General features: G+C 64.2%; 22 protein-coding genes, 1 tRNA gene and 2 pseudogenes. 13 read left to right on the top strand and 12 right to left on the bottom strand.

Annotation, left to right across the window (positions count from 1 at the left end; genetic code table 11):
• Positions 1-71: 71 nt before the first annotated feature.
• Together dusA and selD are read right to left on the bottom strand one after the other, a co-directional pair.
• Positions 72-1,055 carry a tRNA dihydrouridine(20/20a) synthase DusA gene (gene dusA, locus JN280_RS21205; RefSeq protein WP_202304934.1) on the bottom strand — a complete coding sequence of 328 codons (984 nt, stop codon included), beginning with the start codon at positions 1,053-1,055 and terminating at the stop codon, positions 72-74.
• A 222-nt stretch (positions 1,056-1,277) separates the two neighbouring features.
• A complete protein-coding gene (gene selD / locus JN280_RS21200) occupies positions 1,278-2,327 on the bottom strand; it encodes a selenide, water dikinase SelD (RefSeq protein ID WP_202314952.1) in 1,050 nt (349 codons plus the stop codon).
• A 518-nt stretch (positions 2,328-2,845) separates the two neighbouring features.
• Between selD and fdnG the strand changes: the two genes are divergently transcribed.
• From fdnG to JN280_RS21150, 10 genes and pseudogenes are all read left to right on the top strand, one after another.
• On the top strand, positions 2,846-5,932 hold the full coding sequence (gene fdnG / locus JN280_RS21195) for a formate dehydrogenase-N subunit alpha (protein ID WP_202314951.1): 3,087 nt from the start codon (positions 2,846-2,848) through the stop codon (positions 5,930-5,932).
• Between the two features lie 12 nt (positions 5,933-5,944).
• Positions 5,945-6,895, top strand: coding sequence for a formate dehydrogenase subunit beta (gene fdxH, locus JN280_RS21190; protein WP_202304932.1), 951 nt, complete (start codon positions 5,945-5,947; stop codon positions 6,893-6,895).
• The gene (locus JN280_RS21185; RefSeq protein WP_202304931.1) at positions 6,882-7,586 is read left to right on the top strand and encodes a formate dehydrogenase subunit gamma; all 705 of its coding nucleotides are present in this window, start codon (positions 6,882-6,884) and stop codon (positions 7,584-7,586) included. Before fdxH ends, JN280_RS21185 begins: the two co-directional genes overlap by 14 nt.
• A 104-nt stretch (positions 7,587-7,690) precedes the next feature.
• On the top strand, positions 7,691-8,608 hold the full coding sequence (gene fdhE, locus JN280_RS21180) for a formate dehydrogenase accessory protein FdhE (protein WP_202314949.1): 918 nt from the start codon (positions 7,691-7,693) through the stop codon (positions 8,606-8,608).
• A 7-nt stretch (positions 8,609-8,615) separates the two neighbouring features.
• Positions 8,616-10,034 carry an L-seryl-tRNA(Sec) selenium transferase gene (selA, locus tag JN280_RS21175; RefSeq protein WP_202304930.1) on the top strand — a complete coding sequence of 473 codons (1,419 nt, stop codon included), beginning with the start codon at positions 8,616-8,618 and terminating at the stop codon, positions 10,032-10,034.
• Entirely contained in the window at positions 10,021-10,806 is a 786-nt protein-coding gene (locus tag JN280_RS21170; RefSeq protein ID WP_202304929.1) for a tetratricopeptide repeat protein, read from the top strand. Before selA ends, JN280_RS21170 begins: the two co-directional genes overlap by 14 nt.
• Positions 10,803-12,635 (top strand): annotated as a pseudogene (gene selB, locus JN280_RS21165) (selenocysteine-specific translation elongation factor); the annotation flags it as partial. The gene JN280_RS21170 and the pseudogene selB, both read left to right, overlap by 4 nt.
• 126 nt (positions 12,636-12,761) lie before the next feature.
• Positions 12,762-12,857: transfer RNA gene (locus tag JN280_RS21160), tRNA-Sec, on the top strand.
• 21 nt (positions 12,858-12,878) lie between these two features.
• Entirely contained in the window at positions 12,879-13,322 is a 444-nt protein-coding gene (locus JN280_RS21155) for a hypothetical protein (RefSeq protein ID WP_202304928.1), read from the top strand.
• A gap of 610 nt (positions 13,323-13,932) precedes the next feature.
• A protein-coding gene (locus tag JN280_RS21150; protein ID WP_244741846.1) for an IS3 family transposase occupies positions 13,933-14,975 on the top strand; the annotation gives its coding sequence in 2 pieces (ribosomal slippage) (positions 13,933-14,107 and positions 14,107-14,975; 1,044 coding nt in all).
• A gap of 170 nt (positions 14,976-15,145) precedes the next feature.
• Here the strand turns inward: JN280_RS21150 and JN280_RS21145 are convergent.
• The 10 genes and pseudogenes from JN280_RS21145 to JN280_RS21100 all read right to left on the bottom strand — a co-directional run bounded on the left by JN280_RS21145 (position 15,146) and on the right by JN280_RS21100 (position 22,942).
• Positions 15,146-15,928 carry a ZIP family metal transporter gene (locus tag JN280_RS21145; RefSeq protein WP_202304925.1) on the bottom strand — a complete coding sequence of 261 codons (783 nt, stop codon included), beginning with the start codon at positions 15,926-15,928 and terminating at the stop codon, positions 15,146-15,148.
• Positions 15,929-16,094: 166 nt separating this feature from the next.
• Positions 16,095-16,863 (bottom strand): annotated as a pseudogene (locus JN280_RS21140) (ion channel).
• Between the two features lie 252 nt (positions 16,864-17,115).
• Positions 17,116-17,448, bottom strand: a complete 333-nt coding sequence (gene sorU, locus JN280_RS21135) for a SorU family sulfite dehydrogenase c-type cytochrome subunit (protein ID WP_202304923.1) — start codon at positions 17,446-17,448, stop codon at positions 17,116-17,118.
• Positions 17,449-17,504: 56 nt separating this feature from the next.
• Entirely contained in the window at positions 17,505-18,683 is a 1,179-nt protein-coding gene (gene sorT, locus JN280_RS21130; RefSeq protein ID WP_202304921.1) for a SorT family sulfite dehydrogenase catalytic subunit, read from the bottom strand.
• A 113-nt stretch (positions 18,684-18,796) separates the two neighbouring features.
• On the bottom strand, positions 18,797-19,579 hold the full coding sequence (locus JN280_RS21125) for a hypothetical protein (RefSeq protein WP_202304919.1): 783 nt from the start codon (positions 19,577-19,579) through the stop codon (positions 18,797-18,799).
• Complete coding sequence (locus JN280_RS21120) at positions 19,576-20,118, bottom strand: RNA polymerase sigma factor (protein ID WP_202304917.1); 543 nt, start codon at positions 20,116-20,118, stop codon at positions 19,576-19,578. The genes JN280_RS21125 and JN280_RS21120 overlap by 4 nt, the downstream gene beginning before the upstream one ends.
• Positions 20,119-20,267: 149 nt before the next feature.
• Positions 20,268-20,762, bottom strand: coding sequence for a DoxX family protein (locus tag JN280_RS21115; protein WP_202304915.1), 495 nt, complete (start codon positions 20,760-20,762; stop codon positions 20,268-20,270).
• 5 nt (positions 20,763-20,767) lie between these two features.
• A complete protein-coding gene (locus JN280_RS21110; RefSeq protein ID WP_244741843.1) occupies positions 20,768-21,568 on the bottom strand; it encodes an HvfC/BufC N-terminal domain-containing protein in 801 nt (266 codons plus the stop codon).
• Entirely contained in the window at positions 21,555-22,481 is a 927-nt protein-coding gene (gene bufB / locus JN280_RS21105; RefSeq protein WP_202304911.1) for an MNIO family bufferin maturase, read from the bottom strand. The genes JN280_RS21110 and bufB overlap by 14 nt, the downstream gene beginning before the upstream one ends.
• 137 nt (positions 22,482-22,618) lie before the next feature.
• Positions 22,619-22,942, bottom strand: coding sequence for a BufA1 family periplasmic bufferin-type metallophore (locus JN280_RS21100; RefSeq protein ID WP_202304909.1), 324 nt, complete (start codon positions 22,940-22,942; stop codon positions 22,619-22,621).
• Positions 22,943-23,203: 261 nt separating this feature from the next.
• On the opposite strand from JN280_RS21100, the gene JN280_RS21095 reads away from it, so the two are divergent.
• The 3 genes from JN280_RS21095 (at position 23,204) to JN280_RS21085 (ending at position 26,487) form a co-directional block, all read left to right on the top strand.
• The gene (locus JN280_RS21095; RefSeq protein WP_274609098.1) at positions 23,204-23,521 is read left to right on the top strand and encodes an NrsF family protein; all 318 of its coding nucleotides are present in this window, start codon (positions 23,204-23,206) and stop codon (positions 23,519-23,521) included.
• Positions 23,522-23,709: 188 nt separating this feature from the next.
• Positions 23,710-24,363: a DUF3047 domain-containing protein gene (locus JN280_RS21090; protein WP_202304905.1), complete on the top strand. Its 654-nt coding sequence runs from the start codon at positions 23,710-23,712 to the stop codon at positions 24,361-24,363.
• Between the two features lie 78 nt (positions 24,364-24,441).
• Positions 24,442-26,487 carry an adenylate/guanylate cyclase domain-containing protein gene (locus JN280_RS21085; RefSeq protein WP_202304903.1) on the top strand — a complete coding sequence of 682 codons (2,046 nt, stop codon included), beginning with the start codon at positions 24,442-24,444 and terminating at the stop codon, positions 26,485-26,487.
• Positions 26,488-26,611 lie beyond the last annotated feature (124 nt).

Here is a 26,611-nt window from a genome sequence, read left to right as displayed (position 1 = left end):
GCTGGGCTGCGACCCGAACGACCCCAGGGTTGGTAGCTTGTCAAGGGACTTTCGAAAGCCCACGCCGATCGTCAGGCGGCGACTTCGGCGGTCTCCAGCGACACGGCCTCGAAAGCGCGGAACAGGACATCCGGCCCCGCCCCTGGCCGCGTTGCATCCGTGGAAAGGATCTGACGGAACCGACGGGCGCCGGGAAAGCCGTTGAACAGGCCGGTCATGTGGCGCGTCACATGCGCCAGGCGTCCGCCATGCGCGATGTGGCGCGCGGCGTAGTCGGCCATGGCATCGATGATGCCGGCCAAATCCGCCCGGCCGTCGTCCCCCCAAAGCAGGGCATCGGCATTCGCCAGCACGCCGGGCGTATGGTAGGCGGCGCGCCCGAGCATCACGCCGTCGACATGTTCCAGATGGCGTACGGTCTCATCCAATGACTGAATACCGCCGTTTATACCAATGAGACGATTCGGATATTCCTGCTTCAGCCGATAGACGCGGGGATAGTCGAGCGGCGGGATGTCGCGGTTCTCCTTGGGGCTCAGCCCTTCCAGCCAGGCCTTGCGCGCATGCACCCACAAGGCGTCGGCGCCGGCCGCGAAGACCGTCCGGGCCATCTCGCCCAGTGCTGTCTCCGTGTCCTGCTCATCGACGCCCAGCCGGCATTTCACCGTGACGGGAATGGCCGCCACCCCTTTCATGGCGGCCACGCAGGCGCCGACCAGGTCCGGCGTGCGCATCAGGCAGGCACCGAAGGTACCGGATTGGACACGGTCCGAGGGGCATCCGACATTCAGGTTGATCTCGTCATAGCCGAGGTCCTTGCCGATCCGCGCCGCCTCGGCCAGCTTCTTCGGATCCGACCCGCCGAGCTGCAGCGCCACGGGATGCTCCACGGCGTCGAAGCCCAGCAGGCGCTCGCGATCGCCATGGATGACGGCGTCGGCGACCACCATCTCGGTATAGAGCAGCGCGCGCCGGGTCAGTTGGCGATGGAAGAACCGGCAATGACGGTCCGTCCAATCCATCATCGGGGCGACGGCGAGTTGTATACGAGACATGCTGTTTTTATTTAGCCTTCTGATTCAAGTCCGCCCAATCGAGTTCCTTCGAATAGGAATTTGGAGATTGTACTCGTTTGTTTTCAATCACTTAGGTACCACTTCTCAATATGGGCTCATTTGCACGCGCCGATGGGGCTCGGGTACAGCCTTGCTGTACCCTAAAGGGCGACGCTCTTCCACCGTTTGCCCCCGCCGCCCTGACCCGGAGCTGATTGCCGATCATGCCTGGACTCTTACGGAAGGCACGCCTGGTTCGACAGAGCCCACCAGTCGGGCAGACGGGTAGCCTGCAGCGACGATCTTCTCGACCAGAGCTGCCGCGCTGCGGCGCTCGCAGGCGACCAGCAACCCGCCCGAAGTTTGTGGGTCGGTGAGAAGATGGCGCCGCCACTCCGGCATGTCTTGAGGCAGGCGTACCGCATCGCCGTAGCTCGCCCAGTTGCGCCGCGATGCGCCGGTGATGAAACCCCGTTCCGCAAGTGACGCCGCGTGCTCAAAGACGGGGACGTCGCGGTCGCGGATGACGAGAGCGCAGCCGGAGCCGCGCGCCATCTCAAGGGCATGCCCGAGCAGGCCGAACCCGGTCACATCGGTGATCGCATGCACGCTCGCGTCCGCGCCGAGATCCGATCCGATCCGGTTGAGAAGCGTCGTCGAGGTTATCATCTCGGCATAGCCGCCGGGCGCAAGCGCCTCTCTCTTGATGGCTGCGGAATAGATGCCGACTCCGAGCCCTTTGGTCAGAATCAGGGTATCGCCCGCCCTGGCGCCGGAATTGCGCCGGACGTCATCGGGCCGGCATGTGCCGACTACGGCCAGGCCGTAGATCGGCTCTGGCGAATCGATCGAATGGCCGCCGGCGACAGGGATTCCGGCCTCGGCGCAGACGGTTCGCCCACCCCTCAAGATTTCCCTGACCAGGGGCGTCGGCAACTTGTCCATCGGCATGCCGAGGATTGCGAGAGCCATGATCGGCCGGCCGCCCATGGCGTAGACGTCGGAGATTGCGTTCGTCGCTGCGATCCGCCCGAAATCGTAGGGGTCGTCCACCATCGGCATGAAGAAATCAGTGGTCGCGATCACGCATGTCGCATCGTCGATCTGCCAGACGGCCGCATCGTCACCGGTCTCGATACCGACAAGGAGCTGCCGGAAGGGATTGGCCTCGGTTTGATCGACGAGAAGCTGCTGCAGGACAGACGGCGCCAGCTTGCAACCACAGCCGCCGCCATGCGCAAGGCTGGTTAGACGGACAGGCGCTTCGGTCATTTCAGTCGCAACTGCTGTTGCCATGGCGAGGCCTCCTTGACTGGCGCAGAGCAGACACGCCGGACACGCAGCGCCAGCGTCGGGCGAGGGCCGGCGGTCTTTCGGTTGCGGTCGGATAGGAGAGATCAAATGCGCCGACGGCGGCATGAGTCGTCAGGCGATACGCGGTGCGGAACCAGCGGCAGGACACGTTTCCCACAGCCGAGCACGTGCCGCTGTCCGTCGTTAGAAATGCGCCCCGCCACGCGGGAGCCGATGCCAACACCACGTCGCACAGTAGGCTCACCCTCGGACATCGGTCAATCGCGTTCCCGGGCACGAAAATATGAATTTGCCAGTCAATAATACCGTAAGAAACCCGGAGATCGCCGTGAAAAAGCAGGTGAAAGCCATTTTGCCGACTTCGACGCGCTTCCTACCTTCATTTGTTTGACATTGAGGCAATTAGGCTCACAATGGCGTTTGTATCCCTTGGTTCGGGACGCCCTAGCGGGCATCGAATTCAGGAGGAATTCCAGATGAATGTAGAACTCTCACGGCGCGCGTTCCTGCAGTCGGCAGGCGCGAGTCTCGCCGGGACTACGCTTGGAGCTTTCGGCTTCGGCGATATCGAGGCCGCGCATGCGGCGGCGATACGGCCGTTCAAGCTCGCGAACACCACGGAAACACGCAACACCTGCCCGTACTGCTCGGTGGCTTGCGGCGTAATCCTGTATTCGAAAGGCGACCTCAGGAAGGGCGACCAGGCCGAGATCACGCATATCGAGGGCGACACGGACCACCCGACCAATCGCGGCACCTTGTGTCCCAAGGGCTCGGCCCTGCTCGGCTTTGTCAAGGCTCCGACCCGCCTGCAGCACCCCATGGTCCGGAAGCCGGGATCGGACAAGTTCGAGCAGATCTCCTGGGAAGACGCGCTCGACCGCATGGCCCGCCTGATGAAGGACGATCGCGACCAGAACTTCATCGCGACGAACGATGACGGCGTGACAGTCAACCGGTGGCTGACCACCGGTTTCCTCGCCGCGTCGGCGACGACCAACGAAACCGCGTTCGTGACCTACAAGGTGGTCCGCGGCGCGGGCATGCTGGTGTTCGATAACCAGGCACGTGTCTGACACGGCCCGACGGTGGCGAGTCTCGCCCCAACATTCGGCCGTGGAGCAATGACGAATTCCTGGACAGACATCAGGAACACGGATCTCGTTGTCATCATGGGCGGCAATGCCGCAGAAGCGCATCCTTGCGGCTTCAAATGGGTCACGGAGGCGAAGGCCAACCGCGGCGCCAAGCTGATCGTTGTCGACCCGCGATTCACGCGCTCGGCCGCGGTTTCGGACCTCTATGCGCCGATCCGCCAGGGAACGGACATCGCCTTCCTGCTTGGACTGATCAACTACTGCATCCAGAACGACAAGGTGCAGTGGGACTATGTGAAGGCGTTCACCAACGCCAGCTATGTCGTCAAGGAGGGCTTCACATACCAGGACGGCCTTTTCTCGGGCTATGACGAGGCCAAACGCGACTACGACAAGTCCAGTTGGGACTACGAGATCGGACCCGATGGTTTCGCCGTCGTCGACGATACTCTGGCGAACCCCCGCTGCGTGTGGAACCTGCTCAAGAACCATGTCGCGGTCTATACGCCGGAAATGGTCGAACGCATCTGCGGCACACCGAAAGACAGGTTCCTGAAGGTAGCCGGGATGGTCGCGGAGTGCTCTTCGCCGACCAAGGCGATGACCTCGATGTACGCGCTCGGCTGGACGCAGCATTCGAAGGGCTCGCAGAACATCCGCGCCATGGCGATGCTGCAGCTTGTGCTCGGCAATATCGGCATTCGCGGCGGCGGCATGAATGCGCTGCGCGGCCACTCCAATATCCAGGGGCTGACCGACGTCGGGCTGATGTCGAACTTGCTGCCCGGCTACCTGACGCTGCCCACGCAGAAGGAGCCGGACTTCGCCGCCTATATGTCGACCCGCGGCTTCAAGCCGCTGCGGCCGAACCAGATGAGCTACTGGCAGAACTACAGGAAGTTCTTCGTCAGCTTCCAGAAGTCGATGTGGGGTGAGGCTGCGACGGCGGAGAATGACTTTGCCTACGACTACCTGCCCAAGCTCGACCTGCCGGGCTACGACGTCCTGCGCGCGTTCGACATGATGCACCAGGGCAAGATCAACGGATATATCTGCCAGGGCTTCAACCCTCTGCAATCGGGTCCGAACAAGAAGAAATTGATCGAGGCCCTTTCTAAGCTCAAGTTCCTCGTCATCATGGATCCGCTGGACACGGAGACGGGACGGTTCTGGGAGAACCACGGGCCGTACAACGACGTCGATCCGTCGCAAGTTCAGACGGAAGTTATCCAGCTTCCGTCCACCTGCTTCGCCGAGGACGAAGGTTCGCTCACTAACTCCGGACGTTGGCTGCAGTGGCACTGGCCGGGCGGGACGCCTCCCGGCGAGGCGAGGACGGACAATTGGATCATGGCGCAGATTTACCTGCGCCTGAAGGACCTCTACGCGAAGGAAGGGGGCGCATTCCCCGATCCGATCGCGAACCTCAGCTGGCCGTATGCCGATCCGGGAGATCCGCAGGCCGAGGAAATCGCTCAGGAGATCAACGGCAGGGCGTTGGCCAAGGTAACCGACACGGCCGATCCGACAAAGGTGCTGGCCGAGGCCGGGAAACTGCTGCCAGGCTTTGCCGCGCTCCGCGACGACGGCTCCACATCCTGCGGCTGCTGGATTTATTCCGGCTGCTTCAACGAAAACGGCAACAACATGGCCCGGCGGGATACGACCGATCCAGACGAGACCGGCGCTTATCCGAAATGGGCCTTCTCCTGGCCCGCCAACCGCCGCATCCTGTACAACAGGGCTTCGGCGGACCTAAGCGGCAAGGCCTGGGATTCCAGCCGCAAGGTGATCGAGTGGGACGGTGCGAAATGGACGGGCTACGACGTCCCGGACATCGCGCCGACGGCCAAGCCCAACGAGGTCGGTCCGTTCATCATGAATCCCGAGGGCGTCTCGCGCCTCTTTACCCGCGGCATGATGCGCGACGGGCCGTTCCCGGCGCATTACGAACCGTTCGAGTCGCCGATCGCGAACCCGGTCGCTCCAAAAATCCGTGGCAATCCGGCGGCCAGAGTGTTCAAGGACGATTTTGCGCAGTTCGCCGACCCGGGCTCGGATGAGTTCCCCTATGCCGCGACCTCCTACCGCCTGACCGAGCATTTCCACTTCTGGACCAAGCACGTCATCGTCAATGCAGTGATGCAGCCGGAGTTCTTCGTGGAGATCTCGGAACAGCTCGCTGCCGAAAAGGGCATCACCAAGGGCGGCTGGGTACGCGTCTGGTCGAAGCGCGGTTCCGTCACCGCGAAAGCGGTGGTGACCAAGCGGATCAGGCCGCTCATCTGCGATGGCAAGACCGTCCATATTGTCGGCATTCCGCTGCATTGGGGGTTTACCGGAGCGGCGAAGAAGGGCTTCGGCCCAAACATGCTGACACCTTATGTCGGCGACGCCAACATAGAGACGCCGGAATACAAGGCGTTCCTCGTCAACATAGAGCCCGCTCCAGGGCCGGTGGCATAGGAGGAGCAAGCGATGTTCCCTCCCCTTCCCAATCCTTCGACCACGGACACGGCGCCGCGCTTTTCCGACAAGGACCTCATCCGCCGCTCCGCTTCGACCGTCCCTGCTCCCGATCAGCAACTGACGGAAGTCGCCAAGCTCATCGATGTCTCGAAATGCATCGGCTGCAAGGCGTGCCAAACGGCCTGCATCGAGTGGAACGACACGCATCCGGAGGTCGGCTTCAATGCCGGCCTCTATGAGAATCCGCCCGACCTGACGCCCGACATGTTCACGCTGATGCGCTTCAGCGAGTGGGAAAACCCCGAGACGAACGAGCTCGAATGGCTAATACGCAAGGACGGCTGCATGCACTGCGCCGATCCAGGCTGCCTCAAGGCCTGCCCGGCGCCGGGTGCGATAGTGCAGTATTCGAACGGTATCGTTGATTTCGTCCATGAGAACTGCATCGGCTGCGGCTACTGCATCAAGGGTTGCCCGTTCAACATCCCGCGTATCTCCCGCGTGGACCATACGGCATACAAATGCACGCTCTGCTCGGACCGCATCGCAGTCGGCCAAGGCCCGGCCTGTGCCAAGGCCTGCCCGACGCAGGCGATCGTCTTCGGCACAAAGGAAGAGATGAAGCAGCATGCCGAAGGCCGCATCAAGGATCTGAAGTCGCGCGGCTATGCCAATGCCGGCCTCTACGACCCGCCGGGCGTCGGCGGGACCCATGTGATGTACGTGCTGCACCACGCCGATCAGCCGGAGCTTTATTCCGGCCTGCCGAAGGAGCCGAGGATCAGTCCGCTGGTCGAGGCTTGGAAAGGCATCACCAAATATGCCGGCCTGACTGTGATCGGCGTCGCGGCCGGCGTCGGCCTGCTCCACCATTTGGTCATGGGGCCGAACAGAGTCTCCGACACCGATGAGGAGCACGCCGAAGAACTGACGGAAGGCGACGGCCATGGCCGCGTATGACGTACACCGGGGCGATGCGGTTCATCCCGGCAAGCCGGTGACGGTCGACCGTTACACGGTCGGCGCCCGGATCAACCACTGGATCACCGCGACGAGCCTGGTGCTTCTCGCCATCTCCGGCTTGTCGATGTTCCACCCGAGCCTCTTCTTCCTCAGCGGGCTGTTCGGCGGCGGACCTTGGGTGCGTTTCCTGCATCCGTGGATCGGCGTCGTTCTCTTCTTCGGTTTCCTCGGACTTTTCATCCGGTTCTGGAAGGCGAACCTGTGGAAACGCGAGGACGGCACCTGGCTCGCTCGGGTCCGGGACGTGCTCGCGGCTCATGACGAGAACCTTCCTGAGGTCGGCAAGTACAACGCCGGGCAGAAATTCGTGTTCTGGGCGATGTCGATCCTGATCATCGTCCTGATCACGAGCGGCCTCGTGATATGGGAGCAATACTTCTCCGCTTACACCACGCTCGGCCAGCAGCGATGGGCGCTGCTCATCCACTCGATCGCCGCGGTGATGGCCATTGGCGTGTGGATCATCCACGTCTACGCGGCCATCTGGGTGCGCGGCACGATCCGCGCCATGACGCGCGGCTGGGTGACCGGTGGTTGGGCTTGGCGGCATCATCGCAAATGGTTGAGGGAACTCGTCACGATGAGATCGGGCGAGGGATCAGGATCGGGATCGAAACCCGCCGAATAGAGCGGGCACTGGCGGGATGACTTTCCCGCCCTAGTTTGTGTTTGCGCATGATCTTGTGCGCCGGTCAGGCAACCACGTGGCCCGTGCGGTTCGTGAGGTTTGAAATGCCAAGACAAATCACTCCGGCCGGTTCCGACCCCACCGCGATCGGCGAAGTCTCCGCTCCTCCCTTTGTCCGTCTCCCCGAGCCTGCGCTTCAATTTTCTCGCCGCGCGCAGCGGTTGAACGCGCTGGCGGCAAGCCATGACCTCGGCCCATATCTTCGCTTTGTTGCTGCCCTCGCCAAGGCCCAGCACGACATCCAGGCAGGCTTGCCTGAGCCTCAGATGCCGGATGCGCAGGCGCGCGAGCGTGCGCGTGCCTTCGCAATGCCGCCACTCGACCGCAATAGCCTTGCGCCCGACGCTGCCGTCGAAACGCTCGACCGCCTTGTCGCCGCGGCCTCGGCAATCTGCAAGCCGGCTTCGGCGGCTGATGCGCTCGAGCGCTTGAAGCAGGCCTCTCCCCCAAAGCGTGACAGCATGGTGCACAACGTGCTCGCCGATGCGTTGCCGATGGATACGCTGGCCGATCACGTCTATGTCGCGGCCGCCCTGCAGGTTCACTTCGCTCGTCTCGCTGCTCGCCTTGATGCCTCCGAACTGGTTCCCATCGCCGATGGGGCGTGCCCGGCCTGCGGCGGGCCGCCGGTATCCTCGATCATCGTCGGCTGGCAGGGCTCTCACGGAGCGCGGTTCTGCGCGTGCTCGCTTTGCGGGACGCTGTGGAATCATGTGCGCATCAAATGCACGCTTTGCGGCTCCACCAAGGGCATCGGCTACCAGGAAATCGAGAGCGGGCCGGGCACGGTGAAAGCTGAAACCTGCGATTCTTGCGGGTGCTATGTGAAGATCCTGCATCAGCACAAGGATCCCGCTCTCGACCCGGTCGCCGACGACGTGGCGACGCTTGGCCTCGACCTGCTCGTTCGCGAGGGCGGCTATCGCCGTGGATCGTTCAACCCCTTCCTGATCGGCTACTGATGGTGCGATGACCGGTTTGCCTTCCAGCCGCCTGCGCAATCTCCCGTCAGTCGATCGTGTGCTGAAGACACCGCTTGCCGCGGCGGCTGTCCAGCGCTTCGGGCCGCAAGCCACGACGCACGCCATCCGCGAAGCGCTTGACAAGGCCCGCGCCGCCTGTCGCGTCGGGGCAGCGGCGTCGGAGGCGGGCGATCTTGCCGCCGACGCGCTCGCCCGCCTCAAAGCTGTAGAGCGCTCGTCGCTGCGCCCCGTCTTCAACTTGACCGGGACAGTACTGCACACCAATCTTGGGCGGGCGCTCGTTGCGGACGAGGCGATGGAAGCGGCGCGTGCCGCAGCGCTCGGAGCAGTGGCGCTCGAGTTCGACGTCGAGACGGGCAAACGCGGCGAACGGGATGATCATCTGCGCGCGCTCGTCTGCGAGCTGACCGGAGCCGAGGATGCGACGGTGGTGAACAACAATGCGGCCGCCGTGCTGCTGGTGCTCAACACGCTGGCGCTCGGCCGCGAGGCGATCGTATCGCGTGGCGAGTTGATCGAGATCGGCGGTTCTTTCCGGATGCCGGACATCATGACCCGCGCGGGTGCGAAGCTCATTGAAGTCGGCACGACCAACCGCACGCATGCCAAGGACTATTCGGTAGCCATCGGCCCGGCGACCGGCCTCGTTCTCAAGGTCCACACGTCGAACTATCGCGTCGAGGGCTTCACGGCGGAGGTTTCGGCACACGAACTTTCTTCGATCGCGAAGGCGGGCGGTGTGCCTCTCGTCCACGATCTCGGCTCCGGCACGCTCGTCGACCTCTCCCTATATGGCCTGGCGCATGAGTCGACCGTACGCGAGGCAATCGCCGATGGCGCCGACCTCGTCACCTTCTCCGGCGACAAGCTGCTCGGTGGGCCGCAGGCGGGCTTCATCGTCGGCAGAAAGGACCTGCTCGCTGAGATCGGCCGGAATCCGATGAAGCGGGCGCTCCGCATCGACAAGCTTCGGCTCGCGGCCCTGGAGGCGACACTGAAGCTCTATCGCAACCCTGACCGATTGGCAGAGCGGCTTCCGACGCTGAAGCTGCTGGCGCGACCGGCCGTCGACATTGCCGCCCAGGCGGCACGCCTCGCTCCTGTGGTCGCCAATGCCTTGGGCTACGCATTTGCGGTCGATGTAGTGGAGTGCAGGAGCCAGATCGGGTCAGGTGCCCTGCCCCTCGAAACCCTACCCAGCGCCGGGCTCGCTCTCCACCCGTTATCGGGCAGCGGCCAGGCGCTGGAGGCGCTTGCGGCCAGGCTGCGAGCGCTGGCCGTCCCGGTGGTCGGACGGATCGAAAAACGGGCGCTGGTTCTCGACCTGCGCTGCCTCGAAGACGAGGCCGGCTTTGCGGCCAATCTGGCGGGCCTCTCTCCGCGAGATGTCGATGCGATTGCTTGACCGTCCTCGCAGGCCCGCCCAGATATCGGTGGCAGAGCAACTGGCCACCGCCCTTGAGGCCGCCGCGCGGCGTGACTATGCGACGGCTCTCGGCATATGGGAGCCGCTGGCCCGTGCCGGGGTGGCCCGCGCCCAGACCAACATTGGTGCCTGCTTCGCCGGGGGGCTCGGTGTCGAGCGTGACCCGGAACTTGCTTTCCGCTGGCTCGCACCGGCTGCGGAGGCGGGCGATGCCGTCGGGCGGCGTAACCTCGCGTCGCTCTATTTCCGCGGCGAGGGCGTGGCGCAGGACTACGGTCGTGCCGCCGAGCTCTATCGGGCAGCCGCTGAGCAGGGCGATGGACCGGCGCAGGACATGTTGAGCTGGATGTTGCTCGAGGGCGAAGTGATCGAGCCCGACGTCGTCGAAGCGCGGCGCTGGGCGATAGCGGCCGCCGGCCAAGGCATCGCGTCGGCCATGACCCGCGTCGGCATGCTCTACCACAACGCGCTCGGCGTGCCGCGCGACGCTGGCGAGGCGGTCCGTTGGTGGCGGCGGGCCGCGACTGGTGGGGACGCGGACGGTCAGGCGATGCTCGGAGCAGCTTGCTATCTGGGCGCCGGCGTGCCGGCTGATGCCGTCGAAGCCTATGCCTGGCTGCTGCGCGCACAGGCGCGCGGCAGCGCTCTTGCGAACCGGTACATGGCGGCGGCGCACGCTACCCTCAACGCAGAGCAAATCGCCGAGGCCCAACGCCGCGCTGCGGCGCCGCTGCCAGAGATTGCACCATGATCGTCGGCACGGCGGGGCACGTCGACCACGGCAAGACAGCGCTGGTGCAGGCGCTGACCGGCGTCGACACCGACCGCCTGCGGGAAGAGAAGGCCCGCGGGATGACGATCGATCTCGGCTTCGCCTATCTTCCGGTGCCGGGCGGGGACATTGTCGGCTTCATCGACGTCCCGGGGCACGAGCGTTTCGTGCATACCATGCTCGCCGGCGCCAGCGGCATCGACTTTGTGCTGCTCGTCGTGGCTGCCGACGATGGCGTCATGCCGCAGACACGCGAGCATCTGGCTATCGTCGATCTCCTCGGCATCAGGCGGGGGCTGGTCGTGCTGTCGAAGTCCGATCTGGCTGGGCCAGCGCAGCGCGCCGCCATTGCGGCGGACATTCGCGCCGCGCTCGCGGACACCGCGCTCGCGGAGGCCGAGATGATCCATGCCTCGACCGTCACCGGCGAGGGCGTTGACGACATCCGACATCGGCTGTTCGAGGAGGCGGCGCGCAGTGCCGGCCGCGAGGCTTCGGGCCGCTTCAGGCTGGCGGTGGATCGCTGTTTCACGCTGCAGGGCATCGGCACGGTCGTCACCGGCACGGTCCTATCGGGCTCAGTCGGCATTGGCGACAATGTCGTGGTGAGCCCATCGGGACTGAATGCGCGGGTCCGCTCGATTCATGCGCAGAACCGAGCGGCCGAGCGCGGCAAGGCGGGAGACCGCTGCGCCCTCAACCTCGCCGGCGACGACATCAGCAAGGAGGCGATCGAGCGCGGAGACGTGGTGCTCGACCCGGAACTTCATGCGCCGACGGGCAGGATCGATGCCGGATTGCGTGTCCTGGCAAGAGAGCTCAGGCCGATCGGCCAATGGTTCCCGGTGTGGCTCCATCACGCCGCGGCCGAAGTAGGAGCCAGGATCGTACTCCTCGGCGACGATCCGATCCCACCGGGCGGCGCGGCCAAGGTTCAACTGGTCCTGGACAGCCCGATCGCCGCTGCAGCCGGCGACGCCTATGTCGTGCGCGACACCTCGGCGCAGCGGACCATCGGCGGCGGACGCTTTATCGATTTGAGGGCGCGGAGCCGGAAGCGCCGGGCACCGGAGCGGCTGGCTTGGCTCGAAGCGTATGCGATCCCGGCGCCTGAAGAGGCTGCTAGCGCGCTTCTTGAGGCGCCGCCGTACTATCTGGATCTCAGTTCCTTCGCGCGCGACCGGGTGCTCACCGCTCGCGAAACGGAAAGCCTGGTCGATCGCCTGGGCCTCGTCAGTATTCCCCTAGGCGCGACGCTCTTCGTGCTATCACCCATGCGCTGGGCACATTTCAAACGCGAGCTCACCGCAAAGCTGGAGACATTTCACGCCGACAACCCGGATTTGCCGGGCATCGGCATGGAAAGGCTACGTCTCCAGCTCGAGCCGCACCTTCCGGCACCGGCATTTGCCGCCGCCCTTCGCGGTCTCGCGCGCATGGGCCAGCTTGCCCTTGAGGGTGCCTGGGTGCGGCTTCCGGGTCATGAGGTCCGTCTCGCGCCGAACGAAGAGGCCCTGTGGCATGAGGTCGAACGGATGCTCGACGGCCCTGGGCGTTTCCACCCGCCGAGAGTGCGTGACATCGCCGGAATGCTGGCCAGGCCGGAAACGGAAATCCGCCGGCTTCTGAAGCTCACCGGCCGCATTGGGAAAGTGCACGAGGTCGCCCATGACCACTTCTTCCTGCGTTCGACATTGGCCGAGATCGTCGAGATTGTTCGCGACCTGGCGATGACACAGCCGGGCGGACAGTTCAACGCTGCCCGGTTTCGAGACCGCGCGGGCAGCGGACGCAAGGTCGCCATCCACATTCTCGAATTCCTGGACCGGCATGGCGTCACGATACGGCGCGGCGATCTCAGGCGCGTCAACAGGCACCGGCTGGACCTGTTTCACTGCCCGGCCGATAATGAACCGACGACGGTGGAAGCTTCTGGAGGAGCATCGTCCCCGGTGGGGCGTCCGGACTTCAAATCCGGGAGGGGCCGTGAGCCGGTCCTTGGTGGGTTCGACTCCCACTCTCTTCCGCCATCTTCGTGAAGGCGATCGACGATGGCGCGCTTTCTGCTTGAACTGAAGACGGCCGCCGAAGCCGCCAAGGTCGCCGAGGGAAGCTTCCGGCGGGAAGCCGCCAAGCAGATTGCGGCGCTCGAGCAGGCACGCGCATTCGCCTTCAGGCGGCTCAATATCATGCAGGCCGTCGCCCAGGCCATGGCATCGGCCGACAGCGAGGAGGTCGCCGTGGCAAGCGCGTTCGCCGCCTTGCGCATGCGCCTCGGCTGGAACTCCGACAGCGAGGCGCGCTCGCAGGTGATCACGCATTTCGGCTCGGTCGCGCTGGCGATGTTCCGGGCACAAGCGGGCGACGACAAAGCCACGGAGGATGTCCACGAGGCACTCGCGAGTTTCGAGCAGTGGTATGCCGAAACCCGAGGAGCGCCGTTCTGGATGCTGTTCGAACACCAGATGCCGGACACGCCGTTGGTGGACTTTTGACCGCGGGGATTATCGGGGCCGGTGATCGGCAGCCACAAGAGAGCGACGATCCGGCAACCCCACCGGTGCTGCAGCTGGAACGCAAGCAACTTGGACTTGACAACTGATTTCCATGCACTTTTTCGGGCCAGTCAGTCCGCCCAGTCCATCACGGGGGCAGTGGCCTTCATGATCGCGCTGCCGATCGGGTCTGTCGCAGCCGAGCTCTCGATTTCGAACGCCGTAGAGCTCCGAAACAGATATCTCGCACTGTGAGGTGTCAGCCTCCCTGCTCCGGACCGTTGCGACGTCCATCTCCCGAGAATAGCGGCGAGATCACTCATCGGGCCTTCGGCGCCACATAGAGTTCACGCAGCCGCCCCGCCAAGGCGAGCACACGCTCGTCCAGGCGGAAGTCGCATCAGGCACAACTGCCAATAACGTGCGACCGAAAGACCCTTCATCGAGAGAGCCGCACGTTCGATCGCATGCAGGCCGCAGCGGCATGGCCGGAAAAGCGTGAGACCCAACGTGCGAACCCTGTGCCAGAGCCGGCTCGGGAAATTTGAACAAGGGTTATAAGTGGAATTTCTGCCTGGACACGGCATAGAAGCCGGGAACAGGAGAGACCATGACGAGACGACCCCGCCGAAACCACAGCGCCAAGCAATGGAAGGACCAGCTCCTGGAGGGTGCATCGGGCGTATTTGGCGGCGAGGCGAAGGCCGAGCCGGCTGCGAGCGTGGACGTCAAGACGCTGCACGCCAAGATCGGCGAACTGACGCTGGAGAACGATTTTTTAGAGGGAGCGCTCAGCAAGGCCGGGTTGCTGAGCGCAAGGAAATGATTGACCGCAAGCACGCCCTTTCCCTGACCCGCCAGGCCCGTGTGCTGGGGATCAGCCGTGGCAGCGTCTACTACCTGCCGCGGCCCGTCTGCGCCGTCGATCTTGCCCTGATGCGCCGCATCGACGAACTGCATCTCGACTACCCGTTCGCGGGAAGCCGGATGTTGCAGGGGCTCTTGAGGATGGAGGGCCATTGCGTCGGCCGGCGTCATGTCGCCACGCTGATGACGAAGATGGGCATCGAGGCGCTCTATCGTCGTCCCAACACCTCAAAGCCGGCGCCGGGGCACACGGTCTATCCCTATCTCCTGCGCAACCTGCCCGTCACCCGGCCCAACCAGGTGTGGGCGATGGACATCACCTATGTCCCGATGGCACGCGGCTTCGTCTATCTGGCCGCCGTCGTCGACTGGTTCAGCCGTCGCGTCTTGTCGTGGCGGCTGTCGATCACGCTGGAGACGGCGTTTTGCGTCGAAGCCGTCGAGGAGGCGCTGACCCGATACGGAAAGCCCGACATCTTCAACACCGACCAGGGCAGCCAATTCACCGCCCGCGACTTCATCACGGTGCTCAAGAACGCCGGCATCGCCATTTCCATGGACGGCAAGGGCGCCTGGCGGGACAACGTCTTCGTCGAGCGGCTATGGCGGAGCATCAAATACGAGGAGGTCTATCTGCATGCCTATGCCAACGTGCCGGAGGCGCGGGCGGCCATCGGCCGCTATCTGACCTTCTACAATGCCAGACGGCCTCATTCATCGCTTGACCGGCGCACCCCGGATCAGGCCTACTTCAACACGCCGCAGCCAATCCCGGCCGCGGCATGACAGAGGCGGAAATCCACTTAAGAAACCCCGCCAAACTGTTCAGACAAACTGAGCCACCTCTGCCCTCGAGCGGAAGAAGGCCCATCGGCATGCCAGAAGGAGGTGGCCGAACCGACCGTCTGGCTCTGCTCGCCGTCCGTATCTTTCATTACCGGCGCCGGCATGTGGAGTCATCCGAAGGCCACATCCAGAAACATCATGGCCGCCAGTCCTATGGTCAGGCCGAGCGTCGCCTGCTTCTCGTAGCCGTGCTGGTGCGTCTCGGGAATGATTTCGTGGCTGATGACGTAGATCATCGCACCAGCCGCGAACGTTAGCGCCCAGGGCAACGCCAGATGGGAAAGGCTGACGCCCCAGGCGCCCAGCAGTCCAGCCATCGGCTCTATCAGGCGAGTGAGGCTCGCAACGCCGAACGCGCGAATTCGCGAGTTGCCGACCGACAACAGCGCCATGGCCACGGCCAACCCCTCGGGCGCGTTCTGGAGCCCTATGCCGATCGCGAGAGTCGTACCGGCCGTCATGTCGCCGCCGCCGAAACCGACGCCCACGGCGAGCCCTTCCGGCGCATTGTGGATGGCAATCGCCAGCACGAACAGCCAGATACGCGCGAGTTCGGTGGCAACGGGACCTTGTCGTCCTTGGAAGAAATGCTCGTGCGGTATCCATTCGTTGAGCGCGGCCATCGTGCCGGCACCGATCAGGACGCCGGCGACCGCCACCGCGGCCGGCAGCGTATTGCCGCCGAAAACTCCGCTGGCCTGCTCTATCCCTGGAATGATGAGGGAGAAGAACGAGGCAGCCAGCATCACGCCGGCCGCGAAACCGAGCAGCGTGTCGTTCCAGCGTGTGTCGACCGGACGGCCGAAAAGTGCGGGAAGCGCTCCCACCGATGTCATGAGTCCGGCCAGCAGGCTGGCAACAGTGCCGATGACGATAAGGTTCTCCGATATCACGTGAGTAGCAGCCAGTTGCAGACGAATACTGTGGTGCCGGGTTAAGAACAGTCGTCTCTTTCGCCGTCTTCGACATTGTGCATGATCAAGATGGCCCGCACTGATGCCGGCTGGGCCCTCCACCTGAAATCTTGGCTATTGGCTCCGACGGCGCCGGTCATCCGGTTCAGTTCGCACCTTCGGTTTCGATGTGAAGGACGGTCCCGCAATGCTTGCAATGCACCGCATCGGGGTCATGTCGAATGAGCCCGCATGCGGGGCACCTATGCCACACCTTGGCAGGGCGGAACAGTACCTGGGCCAGACGAAGGAACAACGTCACGCCTACGATCATGATCGCCACGGAGATCATGCGACCCGTCGTTCCCTCCAGCGTGATGTCGCCAAAGCCGGTCGTGGTGAGGGCGGTAACGGTGAAGTACAGCGCGTCGGCATAGTTGCCGATTTGGGCGTTTTGCCGATGCTGGGTCTCGAACACCACCCCGGTCATGACGAACAAGAAGACGCACAGATTGGCCAGAGCGACCAAGGCATCCTCGTTGCGACGGAAATAGACGAAGTCGTGCCGCAGCCTGGCCAAAATCTGGTAGGTGTGGAGCAGGCGGACCGTACGCAGGATGCGCAGGAAACCAAGGCCCTCGCCAGCGACTGGCGCGAGGAACGAGAAGATCGCCGCAAGGTCGGCGATTGAAACCGGATTGAAGAGATCGCGAAAACGGTTGCGGCTTATGAACAGCCTCGCCAGGAAGTCCGCCAGGATGACTGTCCCGAAAACCGGACCCAGTACCTCTATGACGAGCGCATTCGGCAGGAACGAGGTGGATCACGAATGTCACCGTCAGCAGATCGAAAGCCAGGAGCGCGTAGCGGAAAATATGGGCACCGTGCGTGCTGCCCTCGTAGAGGGCCACCAGGTCAGCCTTGAGATTGCCAATCTTCAAACAGCGCCCTCCACCAACGGGCTCGAGCTGCAGCCAGTGCACGTGGCGCGAGGTACAACGATATCGGCCGCACCGTGCCTGCGGCTTGACGTCAATCAAAGCACTCTTCTTGCGGACGCAACCGCAGGCTTTCTTTACAGAGCATGGCGGCAACAGGCGCGCAAGCTCCGCCGACGGCCGATCTCCGCCAAGGCGAGCCCCCCGGCGTGATCCGAGGAATCGTGGGTGGGTCCGCAGCGTTCCATCTCAGCGCGGACTGCCGGCCACGGTCGAGACGTAGTGTGCGACCGCATCGATCTCTTCCTTCGAGAGATCCTCATAAGCCGGCATCGCGCCGACACCCTCGACGACGGCTTTGCGCACGCGCTCCTGGTCCGGGCGAAGCTGGTCGAGAGGTGGCCCGATCTGCCTGTCCGAGCCGGCGTCGGCAAGCTCGTGGCAGAGCGCGCAGGCAGGTTGGGCGGTCTCCAGAAATACCTGGCGCCCGAGCGCGAGGCGCGTCTCGTCGGCGGCCGCCGCCCCGGCGGAAACCAGGAGCATGGGACTGGCGGCAAGCAGGACAGCGGCGGCAAGGCGCATAAAGGGATCTCCGGTGAGGAAGAGGCCCGTCCGCGGGCCGCCGACGGGCAGGATGGTCAGCTGACGGCGACTTCCACGCCGTGGTCGCGCCAGCCATTGTGGTTGTAGCCGGAATTGTTGGGCTCGGGCTCCTCGGGCTGGACATTGCCTTCGCTGTCGGTCGCGCGGCTGACGATGAGATGCGTGCCAGGCTGGAGGTCGGTGGAGAGAGCAAAGCTGCGCCAGGCATAGCGGCCGAGATCGGGACCTATGAACTCGGCCTTCTGCCAGTTCTTGCCGCCGTCGGTGGAAACCTCGACGGACTGGACGGGATTGATGCCGCCGAACGCGAAGCCCGTGACCTGGACCGCGCCGGCGCGCGCAACGTCGAGCGGGGCGGTGACGAAGGATTTGACCGGCATCGCCCAGACCGAGGGATGCTGAGGACCTGCCTTCTCGCCTACCGGGAGGAGCCGGTAGCGGCTTTGCTGGATGCGTGCGTCGCTCTCCTGCGCGGTCAGGGCCAGGCGCTTGAGGTATTTGACATTGTTCACGCCGGTATAGCCCGGCACGATCATGCGCAGCGGCCCGCCATGGGCAAGCGAGACGGGCTCGCCGTTCAGGTCCCAGGCCAGAAGGACCGTGTCGAGCACGTCGATCGGCACCGAACGCTCGACGACCACGTCGCGCTCCTTGAGGTCCGCCGGTATGGTCTCACCGCCTGTGCCGGTGATGAACTTCATGCCTTCGGCCGGCCCGCCAAGCGCATCGACGACCTTGCGCAGGGGCACGCCTGTCCAGATCACGTTGCCGGCCGCGCCGACCTTCCATTGCGTGCCGCTCGGGTTATGGTCGAAGAAGGCTCGGCCGTTGCCCGAGCACTGCAGGACCATGGCCACGGTGTCGAGGCCCATCGACTTGAGCTGGCCGACGGTGAGCGCGCGCGGTTCCGCCACCCCTTCGATGGATACTTCCCAGGCATCGCGGTCCGCGACGATCGAAGCATCGGGCGGGCTGACATTGTTGCGGATGTAGAGCTTGTCCTCCGGCGTGATCAGGCTGGTACCGAAGGCATCGCGGCGCGTCTCGATCGTGTTGTTGCTGTGCACGATGAGCGCGTCTGGCTTCTTGAAGCTGACATAGTCCGGCAAGGGCTTGTCCTGCGCCGAAACAGTCACTCCGGACACGGCAAGGCCGGTTGCAGCAGCCGTACCCGCAAGCAGATAGCGGCGCCTGAGATCGATTTTCTCGGTCATGCATTCCTCCCATTGGCCGCCGCTGCATGTGCTGACGGCGTCGTCCGGCAAGTGCCGGATGACAGAGGAGACGGCGACGACGGCGGCGATATTCCGTGCCCTGGCGAAAAATGTCAGGCGCGGCAGGGCTGCCGGGCCGTGCTCAGTGATGCGATGAGGTCGTCCATCGCGGGCTCGGACAGCGCCGGACCCAAGGTGCGCAGACTACCCGCGATCGTGGCAAAACGCACGGGATCCATGTCGCGCGCGACCACGATGAACATCGTTCGGCCCGACTGCCAGCGCGCGACATGGAGGGCGCCTTTCTGATGGATGTCGAGCGCATTGGTAGCGTCGTCTCGCAACCCGGCGCCGAACTCGAACAAGCTCATCCGGCAGCCGCGCTCGCCCACGAAACGGCTATGCAGGGCGAGCATTCCTTCTTCGAGCTCCACCCGCTCCTTCAGCACCAGCCGAAGGCCGGTAGCCGAGAGCAGCCGGTCGGCCGGCGCCGCGGAGGTCGGCTTCGGCCGCAGGGGCGGCAGCGCCGTTTCCAGCCACCGGTCGTGCAGGGCGACCGCCGCAGCAAGGTCGGTCATCGTTCGGGGAGTCCTCGTCCGATCGATGAACCAGTAGCCGCCCGCGAGCAAGGCGAGCGCAAGGCCGGCGGCGGCCGCAACACGCTTGAGGTCGGGTAGCCTCCGAGGCGGAAACGGCGACGGCATGTCGGGCACGAGCAACTGAACGGGGGGCGGCACGCTGTCGGCAATGGCCGCCCGCAGCGACTGCAGCCGAGCGATTGCCTGCGCGACCGACGGATCGCGCGCCGCCAGCATAGCGAGGCGTGCCGCCTCGGCTGCGTCGAGTTCGCCGTCGACATAAGCGCTCAGCTTGTCGAAGGTAACGCTCTCGCTCATCGTTCAGCACTTCTCCCGGCCGACGGGTGCATGGTCACGTTCTCTTCCGACAGGATCCGGCACAAGACCTGGCGCGCCCGGCTCACCCGGCTCATGATCGTGCCGCGCGGCACGCCCAGCATCTCGGCGGCCTCGTCATAGCTGAAGCCGCCGACGTCGACGAGGGTCAGGACGTCGCGGTGGTGCGGACCGAGCATGGCGAAAGCCTGCCGCACGGCAAGCTGGTTCACGATGACGGTCTCGAGCGATGCCGGCATGAAGGTTTCGACGGCACAATGATCTTCGAGCGGGTCAACTTCCGGCTGGCGGCTCTGCATGCGCAGGCGGTCGATCCAGCGGTTGCGCATGATGGTGAAGAGCCAGGCACGGAAGGGACGCTCGCCGTCCGGAATGGCGGGACTCGCGATGGCCCGCAGGAGGGTGTCCTGGTAGAGATCGGCGGCCGCCTCGGCATCGGCCGCAAGCGCACGCGCATAGCCGTAGAGACGGCTTGCGATCGGCCGGAGGCGGTCATCGAAGCTCTGCGCTCGCCGGGTCATCGGCTCTCCGCAACAGCAGGTACGACCTGTATGGTATGACATGTGTCCGAAGGCCAGCGACGGGCGAATATCCGCACCCGATGGGGAAGCAACATGCTGCTTCGGCTTGATCCAACCTGCGAGGCGAGATCGCACCAAGGACGCCGTCATCACCTCGGAACCAGCCAATGGTCGAGCGAAACCCGACCCGGTCCCCACGCCATTAATCCAAGTGCCATTGCCGCCCACGTGACATGGATTGGCCAGCCGTCCGGCACCGTGAACTGTATGATTATGGTCATGATCAGAAGCCCGAACGCGGCAAGGCGCGTCGCAAGGCCAAGGACCAGGAGAATTGGCAACAAAATCTCGGCCGAACCGGAAGCGAATGCCATGGCCGCAGGTGCGGGAAAGGCATAGGGACCGCCCGGCAGGTGCAGCTTGAACTCGGAGCTGAACAGGAACACTGCGGTGTCGCTCAATTGCAGGAACCCATCCCACTTGTTGACGCCTGACCGCCAGAACGGGATCGCGAGACCGACACGCAGGAAAATCTGCGTGACCGAAGGCTGGGCAACGGCGCGAATGATGGCGTTTGCCCTCTCGACGAGATTGATGATCCGTCGTCTCCACGTGCCGACGGCGAATTCGGGCCAAGGTGCCATCGATGTCATCCTCCCTGCCCGACTGCGCTGAACACGCCCGCCTTCAGCATTCCGGCGATATTGGCGGAAAGGTCGAAGTCCGGGCTATCGCCAAGGGCTGCGGCAGCGGCCGCGCCGAGCCGCTCGCCCGCAATAAGGTGCGTGAGAAAGACTGCGCCGCCGGGTGGCAGTCGCCTGACGGCGACCTCAAGGCGTGGTCTGGTCACGAGCGCGTCCTCCGGTTCGGAGGCTTCTATGCGGCCGACGGGATCGCTGCTCCGGTTTGCCACGAAAATCGTAACCGCCGGAAAGCGCGAACGCGTGACCCGCGCCGCGGGATGCGGCGTTAGAACAGCATCGGCCAACCGCTCCGAAGGAACGGAAGCGAGCGCCTGGGGCGCCAGTGGCTCGGCATCGGCGGCATGATAGGCATCGAGCCATGCCCGTTCGATACGAGCGACATCGGCCAACCACGGCAGCGATTGCGCGTGTTCGTAACGTTCTATGAAATCGGGAAAATCATGGCCGTATTCGAACAGGAGCGGCGAGACCGGCGGAGTGGCGCGAACGTGGAACCGCGCCATGGCACGAAAGAAATCTTCCCCGGTAATGCGCTGCGTCGCCGGGAACGTAGCCGCCAGCGCGTCGATGAGGCTGACGGTAACATTGTTGCGATAGACGTTGTAACGCTTGATCGCTGCCTTGCCGTTCGGCCCGGCGACCGCTGCCGGTGTCGCGCGGCCGGGGTCGAGCAGTGCCGGGGCAAAGGTATCCGCATATGAAGGCCAGTGCGCGGGATCCTGGTTGCGGCGCTCAGCGGGAAGCACGGATCTTCTCCTGCGCAAAACCATGCGCGTGGCGGTCGAGGATTGTCTGCGCGGCCGCCGCTTCGGCCCTCAGTACCGGCCATTCCGGGATTTTGCTGTCCCATTCGATGAGCGTCGGCCTGGGCCCGCATCGATCAACCACAATTTCATAGAGCTTCCAGACCGCATCGGCGACCGGAGCGTCATGGCTGTCTATCAGCAGAAGGTCGCCCTCGTCGTCTGCCTGCCGGGCATGTCCTGCCAGGTGTATCTCGCCGACGTGGCCGAGCGGGAAACCGGCGAGATAAGCCAGCGCCGAGTAGCCATGATTGGTCGCCGAAACGAAGACATTGTTGACGTCGAGGAGAAGGCCGCAGCCCGTTCTGCGCACCACCTCACGGATAAAGCCTGTCTCGGTCATCGTCGACTCGGGGAAGACGACATAGGTCGACGGATTCTCCAGCAGGATCGGGCGACCGATCGCCTCCTGCACTTCGTCGATGTGATTGGCGACGCGGGCGAGTGTGGCCTCCGTGTAGGGCAGCGGCAGCAGATCGTTGAAGAATGTCGTGCCGTGAGTCGACCATGCAAGGTGCTCCGAAACAAGCGCCGGCTCGTAGCGGTCGACGAGCGCCTTGAACCGTGCGAGGTGGGCCTGGTCTATCGGCTGCGGTCCTCCGATCGACATGCAGACGCCGTGGAGCGAGACGGGATGGTCGCGACGTATCTGCGTCAGGGCATCGTGCGGCGGCCCGCCGGCCCCCATGTAGTTCTCGGCGTGAACCTCGAAGAAGCCTTCCTGTTTCCCCGCGGCGACGATCGCCGGAAGATGTTCGTGCTTGAAGCTGGTACCGGCCAGGCCGGCAAGCGGATGGGCCGGAAAGCGCAAGGTTGGCGCAGCTCCTGGCGCGCGGTCGTTGACCGGTTCGTTCATCTTTGCCTCCTCCGCTTTCCGGCACGCCAAGCAGGTTTGCATAGCCTCGCCCACGCTTCACCTGCCCAGGCTCTTCTCTTGCCGCAGGTTCTTGTCGGAAAACCGTGGGACACTTTTCCGAAACCTGCTGGTGCGGCTTACGACGGAAGGTCGCGTGTCAGCGGTTCTGTCGAGCCACTGCGGTCTCCCGGCACCTTGATGTTGGCGCAGGTTCCGCCTTGGACGAATGCCCAGGCGTTACCCTGGAAATCGACGGTCGACGTACCCTGGCAGGTCGTGCCGGGTCCTGCCGCACAGTCGTTCGCGCCGGCAAGGGAAATGCCGTAGCACTTCTCCTTGCCCGCTGCCATCGCCGCCTTTCCTTCGTCCTCGGTCAATGGTCCGGCACTCGCCAGTGACGCGAGCGCGGTTGCGACGGCGCCGGCCAGAACCGATGCGCTTACGTTCGATCTCATGGACATGACTTCATCCTCCGATTGGGGTTTCGCACGCTGATCGTGGCGCACGCGACGAATAATTCGGTCGAGGCGACCCGCCTGTTACGCCGTCGCGGCGCACGGTTTCGTGATCTCGGTCAGGTTCCGCCGAACGCCTCGACTGCAACCTTCGACCATCGGCCGTCGAACTAATGAAAAGCGGGCCTTGCGTCGGAGACGGGCGTGGTTCGGGCGCTGGTCCGGATGTCGGGCGCCTCGCAACGGGGCGCATGACCGCGTGGCCCAATCCCGTCGAAGCGGAAGACAAGCCGTCGGCGAGGCCGCCCCGTCTGTTTTCCCATGATCGCAGCGGTCGGCGCAGTGCCCGCACTGGCAATGGTCACGATGCTTCACAAAGGTGCGCCGCTCGCCCCGCGAGTGACCGTCCTGCTGGGCGCGCTGGCAGCCGCCGCTCTGGGAAACTTCGGGCTGCGCCTGTTCCATCCCCAGGATGCCAGTCTCATGGTGCTTGTCTGGCAGTTCGGAAGCGTGGTGCTCCTGTCCATGCTCGCAGGTTGGAATGGCCGCCGGATCCTCGCCTGGCGGCACCTGGGCTTCGCGTGAGCCCGCGCCCACAGCGCGCGCTGTCGTCGCCGGCAACGGCTCATCCGGGAGTTGGGGGTGCGTTTTTCCCAATCCGGATCGCTGCACGGTGGCTGCGCGGCGGCGTAACATTCCATCCGTGGAAAGCGAACTAGTCGAGAGCTCCGCGATCATGCGCGGACAGAGCGGCGAAACGAGGAGACGCGACCTTGAGGCTGATCTGCATTCTCCTTTTTCTCCTCGTCGTGGCCTTCCCGATCGGGCGAGCGGCCGGCCAGGACATCCCAGTCGGTTCCTTTTCGCGAGGTTCGCTCGCGGAGTGGAGCAGCCGCTCCTTCAAGGGCGAGACGAAGTACGAGCTGGTCGAGGATGCCGACCTGCGAAGCGTCGTCCTCGCGGCGGAAGCGAATGCGGCGGCTTCGGGTCGCTACCGCAAGATCCGCATCGATCTGACAAAGACGCCATTCCTCAACTGGTCGTGGAAAGTGACCGGCATTTTCTCAGGTATCGATGAAAGGCAGAAGTCGGGCGACGACTTCCCCGCGCGTATCTTCGTCGTCGTTGAACGCGGTCTGCTCGGAGCCCGGTCTCTCGCCCTCAACTATGTCTGGGCGAGCCAACACGGTACAGGAAGTGCGTGGCCAAGCCCTTACTCGGCACAGGTTCGCCTGATTGCGGTCGACAGCGGACAAAAAGGACTCGGCTCGTGGGTCGGATACAAGCGGGACGTTCGAGACGACCTCAGGAGATTCTTCGGCGCGGAGATCCGCGAGATCGATGCTGTTGCGATCATGACGGATGCTGATGATCACAAGGGGCACACGCGGACGTTCTATGGAGACATCTGGTTCAGTCCGGAATGATGAGCGTCTTCCGCCATTTGGCCGGGCGGCAGAGCGGTCTGACGGAGCGAGACGAACGGCTCTCCGACGGAGCAGCGGATGCGGGTAAGAGTCAGCGTTGCCATTTCGGTTTTCCTGCTGTGCTGCATTGCCGTCAGCGCGATTGCGGTGGATGCCCTGTGGCGGCGAACAGCCGACAGCAACAGTCGCCTTCTCGTTGCGACCCTCGACCACCAGATCACCGAAACAGTGCGCAACGAAGTGGCGGGACGCATCGCCAGCGCGGAAGCGGCGTTCGGCGCGGTTCGCACGATCTTCCTGCAGAACGTCATCAAGACGAGAGAGGCCGACAAGCGCGAATTCGTGTTCCTTTCCCAACTGCAGGCGCAGCCCTCGCTGTCGTGGGTCGCCTTCGGATGGCCCGATTCGACCTTCTTCGCGTCCCACAAGCTTGGCGACGGCGAACTGGAGATGATGGAGATCTACCTCAAGGACGGCGCGTGGACCCGGCGCGTCGACCGCTACAAGGTCGTGCCTGGCGACATCGAGTTCTACCAGAGGAATTTCGAGCCGACCGATTACTTCGTCACCGACCATGCCTGGTATCAACAGGCGATCAAGGCTGATGCACCTGCATGGTTCATCATCGCCGAGCACCCAGTGGCAACACGTGCAGCGGCCGCCTTCGCCGGCCCCATCGACGTCTACTACAAGCGTCAGGGCGTGCTCGCCACGATAGTCGAAATCGATCGCCTCTCACGCTTCCTCGGCTCCCTTTCGGTCGCCCGCACCGGAGCCGCCTTCATCCTGTCTTCCGGGGGCGATATCGTAGCCGGCCCCGACGGGGCGGCGGACGAGGTGCACGGCGCCGATCTTGGCGGTCATCCGCTCTTCGGGATCGCGCGCGAACTGGGGCAGCGCCTCGCGAGCGGCGCGGCGGCCAGCGAGGCCATCAGGGTGCGCATTGTCGATCAGGGTGTATCCTACAACGTTACCGCAACCCCGCTCGACTTCCTCGATTGGCACGTTGCGGTCATCATTCCGGAAGCCGAGTTTCTCGCCGAGATCGACCGGACCACCGCCCGACTGGCCTTTACCCTGCTCGCGCTGGTTCTGGCGGCCGGCGGCGTGTCGGTGTTGATTGCGCAACGTCTTCTGGCCGAGCCGCTTCGCGCGGTCGCGGAGGATCTGCGCGCCGTCGAGAACTTCCAACTCGACCAGATTTCAAGACGCCGATCGTGGCTGGTCGAGTTCGACAAGCTTTCCACGGCATTGGTTCACATGGCGACGGGACTGAGCGCATTCGCGAAATACATCCCCACCGACCTTGTGCGCACGCTTGTGACGGAGGGAATGGAAGCAAGACCCGGCGGAGAAATGAGGCCTCTCACCATTCTCTTCGCCGACGTCGCAGGATTCACCGGGATGTCCGAGCGGCTCGGCAAGGACATCGTACCGGTGATCAGCGGCTACCTGGATCTCGCCTCGCAGGCGATTGAAGCCGAGGCCGGCACCATAGACAAGTTCATCGGCGATGCCGTCATGGCCTTCTGGGGCGCACCACGGAGAAGGAACGACCACGCCACGGCCGCCTGCAGGGCGGCGTTGAGGATCTCGCGGGCTTTGAGAGACACCGGCCCGAGAGACGACGCCGGCAACGCGCTCACCGTGCGCATCGGGCTCAACAGCGGGGTCGCGCTCGTCGGCAATATCGGCTCCGCCACGCGTCTGAACTATACCGCCGTCGGTGACGCGGTAAACGTCGCAAGTCGGCTCGAAACCGCAAACAAGCTCTACGGGACAAGCATCATAATGGGAGAGGAGGCCCGCAAGGCCGCTGGTGCCGACATCATCGTGCGCGAACTCGATCGCATCGCCGTTTACGGCCGCGAAGGCGGAATCGCGATCTTCGAGCTCATCGCCATGGCCGGGGAGGAGCGGCCGTCATGGATCGGATCGTACGAAAGCGGCCTGCATTTCTACAGGACGAGAAGGTGGCGCGACGCAGAGAGCAAGTTCGAGGAGACGGTGGCGGCGCGCGGCGACGATCCTCCGTCCCGCTGGATGATCGCGCGCTGCCGTTTGCTTCAGCGGCAAGATCCGGATGACGACTGGCAGCCGATTACCGTGATGGAATCCAAATAGGTGTTGAGTCGGCTTCGGTTGCGGTTGCAGCGGATTCCGCTGCCTGTAAGGGTGCCGCCGCCATATGCGGACACTGGAGACGATCCGGCGCCACGATTCCAAGGTCGGTCCCCGCGCGGCGGGC

The sequence above is a fragment of the Mesorhizobium sp. L-8-10 genome, assembly GCF_016756635.1.
Classification (GTDB): Bacteria; Pseudomonadota; Alphaproteobacteria; order Rhizobiales; family Rhizobiaceae.
This window is presented reverse-complemented; position numbering and strand designations above follow the sequence as displayed.